Here is an 11,974-nt window from a genome sequence, read left to right as displayed (position 1 = left end):
GGATCAAGAGAGAGCTCTTCATAAATTTTGATAGAGATATTGTTTTCAATATCCTCATCATCTATTGTTCTTGAGATGTTTATGGTAGCTGTTATTATATCTTTGTACTCGATATAAGATATAAAAAAGTCTCGCTTTAAAATATTCTTTGAAAGACTTAGCGTATTGACATTGCTATTAGAAAATCTAAAACCTTCATATTCATAAGGATCTAGCGTAACGATTGGATTATCGTTAATTTTTCTAAGCTTTAACATAAAAATTTACCTCATAATGCTCTAATTGGGCTGTATTTTAATATTTTTACAATAAAAAATCAATATCCAATTATTTTATTAAGGCTCTTTTCTTCTTTACTCCAGCCTTTTTTAACGATTACATCGAGTTTCAAAAAGACCTTTGATCCGGTTAAATTTTGTATTAACTTTCTTGCAAAAATTCCTATTCTTTTAATAGTTTCACCATTTTTTCCGATGATCATACTTTTGTGGATGTCACGCTCCGTGATGATGCTCGCATAAATTTCAGTGATGCCTGTTTTTTCTTTTACACTTTTTATAATCGCATCGCTAAGATAAGGTATTTCGTCGCTTAAATTTTCATAGATCGCTTCAAGTATAAATTCTCTAAAAATTTCCTTCTCATTTGTCGGCGTGAGAAATTCTGGATCATAAAAGTACTCATGCTCTGGCAAAAGCTTGCAAATTTCATCAAGAAGCGGCTTTTTATAGGTTGGCTGCTTGGTGCTAAAAGTAAGAAGTGCTTCAAATTTATCTTGAAATTTTTGATACTGGGTGATCTTTTCTAAAACTTTCACGTTTGAGCTTTCATCAACTTTAGTCAGAACTAAAATATGTGGTTTTTCAGGATTTAGTGCCAGAAATTTCTCATAGTCCTCTGTGCCATCATGAATAGGCGCTAAAAATACGATGAGATCGCAATCTCCCATCGATTTTATCGCTTGGCTAATTAGCAGTTGATTTATCACCTTGTTGCTTTCATGAAGTCCTGGCGTGTCGGTGAAGATGATTTGATCTTCACCATTCATAACGATGCCATTTATCTTTCTGCGAGTTGCGTTTTGCTTGTGCGAGACAATGGCGATCTTTTCGTTCAATAAAGCATTTAAAAACGAGCTTTTGCCAGCATTTGTGCGTCCTATGATGCTAACAAAGCCTGATTTCAAAGTATATACCTCGCTAGATCTTGATCTTCGACCACGTCTTTTAGGCACTCTTTTACGAGCTCTTTTGTCACACTTATCTTCTCGCCGCTCTTTTCGCTAGCCTCAAAGCTGATATCTTCTATCACGCGCTCGATCACCGTGTGAAGGCGTCTAGCACCGATATCTTCCATCTTTTCATTTGCTGCGTGAGCGATCCTTGCTATCTCTTTTATCGCTTCATCGTCAAATTCTAACTCGACATTTTCAGTTGAAAGAAGCGCGATATATTGTTTTAAAAGCGAATTTTTTGGCTGAGTTAAAATTTGATAAAGCGCGTCCTCATCAAGGCTATCAAGCTCGACTCTTAGTGGGAAACGGCCTTGAAGCTCTGGGATGAGATCGCTTGGCTTGCTTATATGAAAGGCGCCAGCTGCGATAAATAAAATGTGATCTGTCTTTAAATTTCCAAATTTAGTATTTACATTTGAGCCCTCAACGATAGGCAGCAAGTCTCTTTGCACACCTTCTTTGCTAGGATCTTGTCTATTTGAGCTACCTGAGCCAACGGCAACCTTATCGATCTCGTCTATAAAGATGATGCCCTCGTTTTCAGCTCTTCTTAAAGCCTCAGTTTTTACACTTTCAAGGTCTAAAATTTTATCATTTGCTTCACTTTGAAGGGCTTTTTTGGCGTCTTTTACCTTCATCTCTTTTTTGATGTTTTTGCCACCGATGCCAATTATCTTTATAAAACTCTCTTGCATCTGCGCCATATCAGGTGGCACATTTGAGCCAGCTTCAAGTGGGTTTTGCTGCACCTCAATCTCGATGCTTAGCTCGTCAAGCTCGCCATTTCTTAGCCTATTTAGCATTTTTTCATAGCTCTTTGCGTACTCTGCTTGCTTCTCTTCGCTAGCACCTTTTGGAAGTGGTGGAAGTAGCTTTGAAACGATCTTTTCTTCGATGTAGGAGTTGATTTTATCTTGATTTTTCTCGCTTTGCTCGTTTTTTACGAGATTATATGACGCCATAGCAAGGTCTCTTACCATGCTTTCAACGTCACGACCAACAAAGCCAACCTCGGTATATTTGCTAGCCTCGACCTTTATAAATGGCAGCCCCATCATCTTTGAAAGACGCCTTGCGATCTCAGTTTTACCAACGCCAGTTGAGCCTATCATCAAAATATTTTTTGGCATGATGTCATCTTGCAAGCTCTTTTCAAGCTTCATACGGCGATATCTGTTACGAAGTGCGATCGCTATGATCTTTTTGGCGTCCTTTTGACCGATCACATAGTCATCTAAAAATTTAACAATTTCTCTTGGTGTTAAGTTCATTTTCTCTCTTATTCTAAAACATAAGTTTTGATGTTTGTATTTGTATAGATGCAAATTTCGCCGGCAATCTTAAGGCTCTCTTTGACTAGCTCCTCTTCGTCTATATCGGCAAATTTATCTAAGGCACGGGCCGCTGAAAGTGCGTAGTTGCCACCACTTCCGATAGCTGCTATCTTGCCATCTTCTGGTTCCACAACATCTCCAGTGCCACTAAGTAAGAAAATTTTATCTCTATCAAGCACAAGCATCATCGCTTCAAGCTTTCTTAGATACTTGTCCTTGCGCCACTCTTTGCTAAATTCTATAACCGCCTTTAGCAAATCGCCCTTTGTATGCTCTAAATTTTTCTCAAACATATCAAAAAGGTTAAACGCATCAGCAGTGCTGCCGGCAAAGCCAGCTAGGACTTTGCCGTTATGAATTTTACGAATTTTTACGGCGTTGCCCTTTAAGACGGTGTTACCAAAGCTCACCTGTCCATCGCCGCCGATAACCGCTTTATTTTTGCCTTTGTAGGCTAAGATAGTTGTTGCATGAAACATCTACTCTCCTTGCACATCAACCTTCAAGCTCGCATTTATCGAGTGTCCAAGCTTTACATGAACATCATAAAGGCCGACAGCTTTTAGATGAGTGTCCATGTCGATCGCTTTTTTCTCGACAACTAAATGATGCTTTTTTTCAAGCTCTGCTGCGATCTCTTCTTTTGAAACTGAGCCAAAAAGCGAGCCATTTGCGCCAAGAGTTTTTTTGATAACAACTGTCACTTTTTCAAGCTCTTCTTTTAGCTTTTCTAAATTTGCGATCTCATATTTTAGCTCTTCGGCCTTTCTTTTTTGAGCTGCTTCATATTGGCGAAGAACGTCTGGAGTAGCTGCTTTTGCAAAGCCTTTGCCGATTAAGAAGTTATTGCCATAGCCGTCTTTTACCTCTTTTATCTCGCCAGCTTTACCAAGCGCCTTTACATCTTTTATTAATAATACTTTCATTTTTGTCCTTTTAAATTTTATTTTTAGTCAAATTTTCGCCCATTTTTACGTGCGATGATGAAGCGAAGTGCGTTTAGTTTGATAAATCCTTCTGCATCTTTTTGATCATAAACGCTATCTTCTTCAAATGTGCAGTATGCCTCGCTAAATAGATTATCATCTTTGCTGTTTCTGCCAAGGATAGTCACGTTGCCTTTATAAAGCTCAACTTTTACAGAGCCATTTACGTGCTCTTGACTCTTGTCGATGAGAGCTTGGAGCATATTTCGCTCAGGTGACCACCAGTAGCCGTTGTAAATTAGCTCGGCGTATTTTGGCAAGATCTCATCTTTTAAGTGAGCCGCACCGCGGTCAAGCGTGATGCTCTCGATCGCTCTGTGAGCTTTTAGCATTATCGTGCCGCCTGGAGTTTCGTAGCAACCACGGCTCTTCATACCAACTGAGCGGTTTTCTACGATGTCAAGTCTGCCGATACCGTGTTTTGCGCCAAGGCGGTTTAGCTCGGTTAAAATTTCAGCTGGGCTCATTTTTTTACCGTTTATGCTCACTGGATCGCCTTTTTCATAGCCGATCTCGATGATCTCACTCTTATCTGGAGCATCTTTGGGGCTTACTGTCCATCTCCACATATCATCTTCTGGTGCGTGACTTGGGTCTTCAAGTACTAGACCTTCATAGCTTATGTGAAGTAAATTTGCATCCATTGAGTATGGGCTTTTGCCTGGTTTTTTGGTGATATCTATGCCGTTTTTCTCAGCATATGCCAAAAGTTTTTCGCGGCTATTTAAATCCCACTCGCGCCATGGAGCTATAATAGTTAGGTTGTCGCCAAGCGCGTAGTATCCAAGTTCAAAGCGAACTTGGTCATTGCCTTTGCCTGTTGCTCCGTGGCTCACGCCATCAGCGCCAACAAGTCTTGCGATCTCGCTTTGGCGTTTTGCTATTAGTGGGCGCGCTATCGAAGTGCCAAGCAGATACTCGCCCTCGTAGACTGCATTTGCTCTAAACATTGGAAATACATAATCACGTACAAATTCTTCTCTTAAATCTTCTATAAAAATATTTTCAGGCTTTACACCAAGTGCTAAGGCTTTTTTGCGTGCAGGCTCTAGCTCCTCGCCTTGGCCAATGTCAGCTGTAAATGTGACTACTTCGCAGTTATATTCATCTTGAAGCCATTTTAAAATGATACTTGTGTCAAGTCCGCCAGAGTATGCTAAAACCACTTTTTTTACGTCTTTTTTCATAGCTCTTCCTTTTGTTAAAATGGTCGTATTTTAGCCTAAATTGATTAATTTTTAATAAACTAATTTAATAAATAATGTAAGTTTTTTATTAGAAATTTTTATAAAAAAGATTAGTATTTAAAATTATGATAATTAATATTGTTTTAAAAGATACTTCGCTAAATTTCAAACTTTTTCAAATTAAATTTTTAAAAGGATAGTCGTGAGAAAAACAAAATTTATCGCCATTTGCCTTAGCGTTTGCGTGGCAAATTCGCTCTTTGGAGCAGAGCATAAAGACAATAACGAAACAAGGCTTGATGGCGTTGTAGTAAGTGCGAGTGGCTTTTCGCAGCAGATTAAAGAAGCACCTGCGAGCATAAGCGTGATAAGCGGCGATGAGCTTACAAAAGATAGCTTTACTTCGCTCCACTCTATCGCCCAAAAGGTGCCAGGCGTAAATGTCGTTGGCGGTGAGGATGGTCCAGCTAGCGGTATCTCGATACGCGGTATGGAAAGCTCTCAAACGCTAGTTTTAATTGATGGCAAAAGAGTAAATTCAAGCAGCGCAAATCCAAAGGGCGGAGCAGGGGATATGAACTCAAATTTCATCCCACCAGCCGAGGCGATCGAGCGTATAGAGGTCATCCGTGGTCCTATGAGCTCGCTTTATGGTAGCGACGCGGTTGGTGGCGTGATAAATATCATCACTAAAAAGGATTTTTCAAAATTTAGCGGCAATGTCGGCATCTCAACCACAATAAACACGCATAAAGGCATAGGTAATGGCAGGCAAGGCGACTTTTATCTAAATTTGCCACTTTATAAAGACTTTTTAGCGCTTCAGCTTTGGGGCTATAAAAAGCTAAGAGATGAGGACAACTACAAAGGCGGTTATCAAAAGAGCGATAAGAGAAATTTAAGTGCAAAACTTTGGATCACGCCAGATGAACACAATAAATTTTTCATCCTTGGCTCAAATGAAAGGCATGATTACTCAAGAACTGTTGGAAAGTCAGCCACTACTAGAACAAATAGACTTCTAAACGCCTATGACTATGAGAAAAAGAGCTATGGCGTGGGCTATCTTGGCGAATTTGATAACCTAAATGCCGATCTTAGCTACATTTATGATGAGACACAAAGAACGAGCCTTTTTGACAGCCTCATACCTGCAAAAGCCAAAAATCACAACTTTAATTCAAAATTTACAACCTTTCTTGGTGCTCACGCACTAACTTTTGGCTATGACTTTAGCAAACAAAATGTTGGTACGACCTTCATCGTCTCAAACGCCTCAAGGAATGGTCTTAAAAATCCAAAAAGTTACTCAATGAGTGAGCATGCGGGATTTATCGAGGATGAGTGGCAAATTTTAGATGAGAAGCTATTTTTAACGCTTGGCTCAAGACTCACGCACAACGAATTTTTTGGTAACCACCTCTCGCCAAGAGCCTACCTAGTCTATAATGCCACAGATACGCTAAGTCTAAAAGGCGGCGTAGCAACTGGCTATAAAACGCCAAATGTCAATCAAATCTCCCCAGAAGTAGGCACTATTCAAAATGCTTGGAAAATAGTTGATTTTGGAAACAAAGATCTAAAGCCAGAAAAAAGTATAACTTATGAAGTTGGTGCATATTATGACAATCAGGCTGATTTTAGAGGCTCGGTAATGTTTTTTAAAAATGAATTTAAAGACAAGATCCTAGATACTGACGGCAGTAATGTAAATAGAATTCCAGCTTTTGGTACTTGCACAAATGCACCAGACGTTACTTGCCCTGGCTGGGGAACTTACTTTAATATTGAAGGTGCGACCGTTTGGGGCGTGGAGCTAAGTGGCGACTATGACATCCTTTCAAATCTAAATCTAACCTCAAACTACACCTATAATAAGTCAAAGATAAAAACTGGCAACCCAACGATAAATACGCCAAGAGGCCCTATGAAATTTAGTGAGACAAATCTTGGTAGACTTGATGCAAAAAGCCTAACAGCAACCCCAGAGCATGCATTTCATACAACACTTGCTTATAAACCAATTAAGAGTGTAAAAACATTCTTCACCACAAACTATGAGAGCAAGCTTACTAGTGTGAAATTTGGCCCTGGCAATAAAGTGAGTGAAAATAATAAAAATTTACTCACATTTGATACAGGCGTAAGCTGGGATGCAAACAAGCATCTAACGCTTAGCCTAAATGCTTACAACATCTTTGATAAGGTAAGATACGATGAGGCGCTAGCAGACGACGGCAATTACTACTGGTATCCGCAAGAGGGCAGGAGATTTTGGTTTAAGGTCGCTGCAAAATGGTAAGAGTGTTTAAATTTTTGCTTTTTACGCTTGGCGTGACGCAGGCTTTGCACGCAGGACCTAGTCAAACGCCTGAGCCACTTAGCCAAAAATCTGCTAGTAAATTTGAAATTTCAACCTTTAAAATGAGTGCAAATGATGAAATTTATAAAATTTTCACAGCCAAGCTAAAGGGGCAAAATGAGTTTAAAAATGTGCTTTTCTTACTTGATGCAAACGCCCAGTTTAACATGCTTTTAAATGAATTTGATGGCAAGGCTGCACCACTAATAATAGGCATAGGATATGACACAGACAAAAGCTATGAGGTAGAAAAACGTACAAGAGACCTCACGCCAAAGGCAGAGGGTGAGGAGTTTAGCAAAGGTGGTGGCGCTGATGCGTTTTACCACTTTTTAACTAGAAATTTAGTCCCACTAATCGATCAGAAATTTAATGTGCAAAATAGCCAAAAGAGCCTTTATGGCCACTCTTTTGGCGGTCTTTTTACGCTTTATGCCTTGCTTAAAAATGAGGGCATTTTTTCAAATTTCTTTATCGCTTCGCCGTCTCTTTGGTGGGGCGAGTCTGAAATTTTAAAGCAAAATGTGAGTGAGGGTAAATTTAAAGAAAAACTAAAGGCTAAATTTGTCTTTCTTAGCGTTGGCGAGCTTGAAAAGAGAAAGGGCAAAACTGATAAAGCTGGCACTTTAAAGGCGAGCGATCTAGCCCAAATTTTAAAGCAAAGTGGCATAAATTCTCACTTTGAGTTTTATAAAAACGAAACCCATGGTAGCGTCATACCTCTAAATTTAAAAGAGCTTTTAAAATATCTAAAGGATTAAAAATTTAAGGCTATTTTTGTTAAAATCTGCCGCATGAGAGTAGATAAATTTTTAAACGTAGTAAATATCACAAAAAGGCGTGCCGTTAGCGAAGATATGTGCAAAAGCGGCGTTGTGAGCATCAACGGCGTGCAGGCAAAAGCGGCAAAAGATGTTAAGGTTGGCGATGTGGTTAGCATCAAATTTCTAACGCGCGAGGCGAGATACGAGGTGCTAGCGATCCCAACTACAAAAAGCATACCAAAAAGCGCTCAAAGCGAATATGTAAAAGAGCTTTGATGGTTTTTGAGCTTTTAGAAAATGAGCTTGGTGAGCTTGTAAGAGTGCTTCCAAAAAGTGGCGTGGTACTACTAAGTGGCGATCTAGCAAGTGGCAAAACGACGCTTGTAAAGGCGATCATTAAGGCTCATGGCATAGATGAGAGCGTGACGTCGCCTACGTTTTCTTTAATGCAAATTTATGGTAAAGATATCTACCACTACGACATTTACCAGATCGGATTTGACGGGATGGCAAAAAATGGCCTTTTTGAAAATTTATTTGAAGAGGGGCTTCATCTAGTAGAGTGGGGCGATGAAAATTTAGAAAAAGCTCTAAAGAAAAATGGCGAGAGCTATACGTTAGTAAAAATTTCTCCTAGCAAAAATGGCAGAAAATACGAGGTTATAAGTGCATAAACTAGAAGTAAAAGATCTAAAAAAGACGATTAAGAAAAGTGAGATCATAAAAGGCATATCTTTAGAGGTAAATAGTGGCGAAGTGGTGGGGCTTCTTGGGCCAAATGGCGCTGGAAAGACGACCACTTTTTATATGATCTGTGGGCTCATCTCGCCAACTAGTGGAGATGTCTTTTTAAACGACGAAAAGATCACAAATGTCCCACTTCACAAAAGAGCACACCTTGGTATTGGCTATTTGCCACAAGAATCAAGCATATTTAAAGAGCTAAGTGTCGAAGAAAATTTACTTCTTGGTGCTGAAATTTTAAATCAAAGCGAAGAAGAGATAGCAAAAAGAGTAAATGAGATGCTAAATATGCTAAATATCGAGCCTATCCGCCTAAGAAAGGGCGTTAGCCTAAGTGGCGGCGAGCGCAGGCGCTGTGAGATCGCAAGAAGCCTCATCATAAAGCCAAAATTTTTACTTCTTGATGAGCCATTTGCAGGCGTCGATCCTATCGCAGTTAGCGACATCCAAAGCATCGTTAGAGACCTTAAAAAGCTAGGCATCGGCGTTTTGATAACTGACCACAACGTTCGTGAGACGCTAGCTATTTGTGACAGGGCCTACGTCATCAAAGATGGCTCGCTACTAGCAAGTGGCAGTGCGAGCGAAGTGGCAAACAACAAGCTCGTTAGAACGCACTATCTTGGCGAAGAATTTAAGCTGCTTGAGTAGATGATGCTAAGGCAAAAGCAAACTTTAGCGCCAAAGATCAAACTAAACCAAACGCTAAGAAGCTGGCTTCCTATCCTTCAAAGCGGGCTTGATGAGCTAAAAGAGACGCTTGAGCCTTTTATAAAAGACAATCCATTTGCCACGATCGAACATAAAAATTTAGAAAAAAGCGAAAAAAAGCGAAATTTTTTCGAACAAGTTAGCAAAAATTCTGTTAGTGAGAGCATCGAGGCTTTAAGTATTTACAAAGAAAGCCTCTATGAAAAGCTAATTAGTCAAATCAATCCGCCACTTTTTCCCACGCAAAAGTCTCAAGATATCGCATATAAGATCATCGAGTGCTTAGACGATGAGGGCTATTTTTCTTATGATGATGAAATTTTTGCGGGCTTTAATGAGGACGAAGTGGAGCGGGTTAGGGCGAGATTTGCCCACCTTGAACCATGTGGCGTTGGCGCAAAAGATGTGAAAGAGAGCTTTTTGTTTCAGCTAAGTGAGGCAGAAGTAGGTGATGAGATCATAGAGTGCGCAAGAAAGATCATCTTAAATTTTGAAAATATAGAAAAGCTTAGAAAGCTTAAATTTTACGACGATGCGCTAAAGATCATAAAAAAATTTAAAAATCCCCCGGCCATTGAGTATCTTGAAGATGAAAAAGAGGCAGTGCCTGACATCTTCGTGCTAAGCACAAGTAGTGGCATAAGTGTGCAGATAAATGATGAGTACTATCCAGAAATTTTGGTTGATACCGAGGGATTAGACGAGAAAGAGGCCTTTGTAAGCTCGCGCATAAAAGAGGCGAGCGAGCTCATAGACGCCCTTGAGATGAGAAAGGCGACACTTTATAAGATAGGGCTCATGATAGTTGAGTATCAGTATGACTATTTTTTGGGCGGCGACATAAAGCCTATGAAGCTAAAAGACCTAGCTGACGAGCTTGGACGCAACCCTTCAACCATCTCAAGGGCGATCGCAAACAAATATCTAAGCTGCTCAAGAGGTACGGTCGCACTTAAAAATTTCTTCGCAACTGGCTTTGACGAGGAGACTTCAAACGCCGCGATAAAGGAATTTTTACTAGAGCTTATCAAAAATGAAGATCACAAAAAGCCACTTTCTGATCTAAAAATCCAAGAGCTAATCCAAGCTAAATTTAACATCCAAATAGTTCGCCGAACCATCACCAAATACCGCAAAATCCTAAACATCAGTAGCTCAAGCCAGCGAAAAAAGATCTATCATATAAACGGCTAGCTACCACTCATTTACAGCAAAAAGTATGGCCTTACGCATCTGCGTAAAAAGCTCGTTACTAAGCTCTTCGTACTCTTTGCCGCGTTTTTTATATTGTGCCATGCCCGCTGCATCGTCGTTCCAAGAGCCCATACCGCCAAAGACATCAGCCAAGCTTGCCGCAGTAAAAAGAGCTAAATTTTTCTTTGGCATAAGCGGTGCATTAAATATCTTTTGATCATCATTGTTTGAATATCCAAGTGATTTTAAAGCCCTGCGAAAACACTCACCAAAATTCTCACACTCTATCTCATCTGCAAAGGCCGCTATCTTAGTAAGTATGGCCATAAAAGTCTCTGTGTTGTCGCTAAAATTTTCTAAATTTACATCTTTTTCAAGACCAAATTCTTTATATATTATGTCCCAGCCTCTTTGATCTTTGTTGTATTTCCAGTAGGGTACGAAGCAGCTCATGTACTCTTTAAAAATACAGATGATCGATTTTGCGGTAGAGTTTGAAAAGCTAAGCAATAAACGTTCATCTGATGAGCCAGTTAAATTTGCAGTAAGTCTTACATCGCTTAATCCAAGTTTTAATGCGTGCTCAAACCACTCATTTACGCCATTTGCCCTATGGCCTGAGAGAAAGTGAAAATTTATACTATTTTCGTAGCTAGTGCCATTATACAGGATAGGAGAATTTGACTTTATGGCCTGCTTTGCGGCAACAATAATGGCGCATATATTAAACATTTCACCATTCATTTTTGCTCTCTTTAATAACTCTTGTGGCAAGCCGTACTCTAGCCAACCATCACAAAATTTTCTTGATTTTTAAAGTATGGTTTTAGGCTCTCATAAGCAGATTGAATATTTTTAAATTTCTTTGCATATTCTTCTTGTATGAGAGGATTTTTGTTGGCATGCCTATCTGGGTGATAGATATTTACGAGCGAAAGGTAGCTTTGTCTGATAGTTTCAAAGTCATCATCTTTTTTGCAACCCAAAATCCCAAAATTTTCCTCAAGTAAATTTGCAAGCACAGAAAATCTGCTTACAAATTTACTTGAGCTTTTTATTTTTATGCCTTGTTTAAAGGCTTTGTAGTCTTTTTCATTATAGATAAAATTTACGCTAAATTTTGGATAGCTTCTTTTGTAGAGTAGTTTGTTTAATGTGTTTATGTCGTTGTCATTTGAGATGGTGATGTTTAAAAAATCATCATTTTTGCTAAAAATAACATTACTTTTTACCAGACTCTCACTGATGTAGCTAGCAAAATCTCTGCAAAGTGCATCTTTTAGTTCAAATTTGACTTCATTTTTTACAAAATTTACGTTTAGGCTAATGACTGGAGTTAGGGTATTTTTTTGAACAAAGCCAAGTTTTATGGTTTTATAGTTTGCAAAACGAATATCAAGCTTATCATCACTTTGCTTTTCATAAAGTTTTTTTATAAATTTTAAAAAGCACTTGCGT

The 11,974-nt window shown here is 39.2% G+C and carries 13 protein-coding genes and 1 pseudogene; 6 read left to right on the top strand and 8 right to left on the bottom strand.

Annotated features, from left to right (window positions below):
- From FZ949_RS09405 to FZ949_RS08930, 6 genes and pseudogenes are all read right to left on the bottom strand, one after another.
- Nucleotides 1–257, bottom strand: a pseudogene (locus FZ949_RS09405) (C4-dicarboxylate ABC transporter); the annotation flags it as partial.
- Between the two features lie 59 nt (nt 258–316).
- Nucleotides 317–1,186 carry a GTPase Era gene (gene era / locus FZ949_RS08950; RefSeq protein ID WP_103580333.1) on the bottom strand — a complete coding sequence of 290 codons (870 nt, stop codon included), beginning with the start codon at nt 1,184–1,186 and terminating at the stop codon, nt 317–319.
- A complete protein-coding gene (hslU, locus tag FZ949_RS08945) occupies nt 1,183–2,505 on the bottom strand; it encodes an ATP-dependent protease ATPase subunit HslU (RefSeq protein WP_103580332.1) in 1,323 nt (440 codons plus the stop codon). Before hslU ends, era begins: the two co-directional genes overlap by 4 nt.
- An 8-nt stretch (nt 2,506–2,513) precedes the next feature.
- Nucleotides 2,514–3,047, bottom strand: a complete 534-nt coding sequence (gene hslV, locus FZ949_RS08940) for an ATP-dependent protease subunit HslV (protein WP_002940451.1) — start codon at nt 3,045–3,047, stop codon at nt 2,514–2,516.
- Nucleotides 3,048–3,494: a 50S ribosomal protein L9 gene (gene rplI / locus FZ949_RS08935; RefSeq protein ID WP_103580331.1), complete on the bottom strand. Its 447-nt coding sequence runs from the start codon at nt 3,492–3,494 to the stop codon at nt 3,048–3,050.
- Between the two features lie 23 nt (nt 3,495–3,517).
- Nucleotides 3,518–4,741 (bottom strand): argininosuccinate synthase, encoded by a 1,224-nt coding sequence (locus FZ949_RS08930; protein ID WP_103580330.1) that lies wholly within the window; start codon nt 4,739–4,741, stop codon nt 3,518–3,520.
- A gap of 202 nt (nt 4,742–4,943) precedes the next feature.
- Here FZ949_RS08930 and FZ949_RS08925 point away from each other — a divergent pair, with 202 nt between their 5' ends.
- Genes FZ949_RS08925 through FZ949_RS08900 form a run of 6 tightly spaced genes read left to right on the top strand, consistent with a single transcriptional unit; the run spans nt 4,944 to nt 10,516 of the window.
- On the top strand, nt 4,944–7,043 hold the full coding sequence (locus tag FZ949_RS08925; protein ID WP_103580329.1) for a TonB-dependent receptor domain-containing protein: 2,100 nt from the start codon (nt 4,944–4,946) through the stop codon (nt 7,041–7,043).
- On the top strand, nt 7,037–7,864 hold the full coding sequence (locus FZ949_RS08920; RefSeq protein ID WP_103580328.1) for an alpha/beta hydrolase: 828 nt from the start codon (nt 7,037–7,039) through the stop codon (nt 7,862–7,864). The genes FZ949_RS08925 and FZ949_RS08920 overlap by 7 nt, the downstream gene beginning before the upstream one ends.
- Nucleotides 7,865–7,897: 33 nt before the next feature.
- Complete coding sequence (locus tag FZ949_RS08915) at nt 7,898–8,143, top strand: RNA-binding S4 domain-containing protein (protein ID WP_072594226.1); 246 nt, start codon at nt 7,898–7,900, stop codon at nt 8,141–8,143.
- The gene (gene tsaE / locus FZ949_RS08910; protein WP_103559270.1) at nt 8,143–8,541 is read left to right on the top strand and encodes a tRNA (adenosine(37)-N6)-threonylcarbamoyltransferase complex ATPase subunit type 1 TsaE; all 399 of its coding nucleotides are present in this window, start codon (nt 8,143–8,145) and stop codon (nt 8,539–8,541) included. Before FZ949_RS08915 ends, tsaE begins: the two co-directional genes overlap by 1 nt.
- Nucleotides 8,534–9,262 carry an LPS export ABC transporter ATP-binding protein gene (gene lptB / locus FZ949_RS08905; protein WP_103559271.1) on the top strand — a complete coding sequence of 243 codons (729 nt, stop codon included), beginning with the start codon at nt 8,534–8,536 and terminating at the stop codon, nt 9,260–9,262. Before tsaE ends, lptB begins: the two co-directional genes overlap by 8 nt.
- A 3-nt stretch (nt 9,263–9,265) precedes the next feature.
- The gene (locus FZ949_RS08900) at nt 9,266–10,516 is read left to right on the top strand and encodes an RNA polymerase factor sigma-54 (protein WP_223155877.1); all 1,251 of its coding nucleotides are present in this window, start codon (nt 9,266–9,268) and stop codon (nt 10,514–10,516) included.
- On the opposite strand, the gene FZ949_RS08895 is transcribed toward FZ949_RS08900, so the two are convergent.
- Both FZ949_RS08895 and FZ949_RS09400 read right to left on the bottom strand, forming a co-directional pair.
- Nucleotides 10,517–11,260 carry a hypothetical protein gene (locus tag FZ949_RS08895; RefSeq protein ID WP_103580326.1) on the bottom strand — a complete coding sequence of 248 codons (744 nt, stop codon included), beginning with the start codon at nt 11,258–11,260 and terminating at the stop codon, nt 10,517–10,519.
- A gap of 38 nt (nt 11,261–11,298) precedes the next feature.
- On the bottom strand, nt 11,299–11,974 hold a 676-nt coding region (locus FZ949_RS09400; protein ID WP_187424727.1), incomplete at its 5' end, for an adenylosuccinate lyase.

The organism is Campylobacter concisus, from assembly GCF_902460545.1.
GTDB lineage: Bacteria > Campylobacterota > Campylobacteria > Campylobacterales > Campylobacteraceae > Campylobacter_A > Campylobacter_A concisus_AE.
The sequence above is the reverse complement of the archived record's forward strand: the minus strand, read 5'-3'. Positions and strand labels throughout refer to the sequence as shown.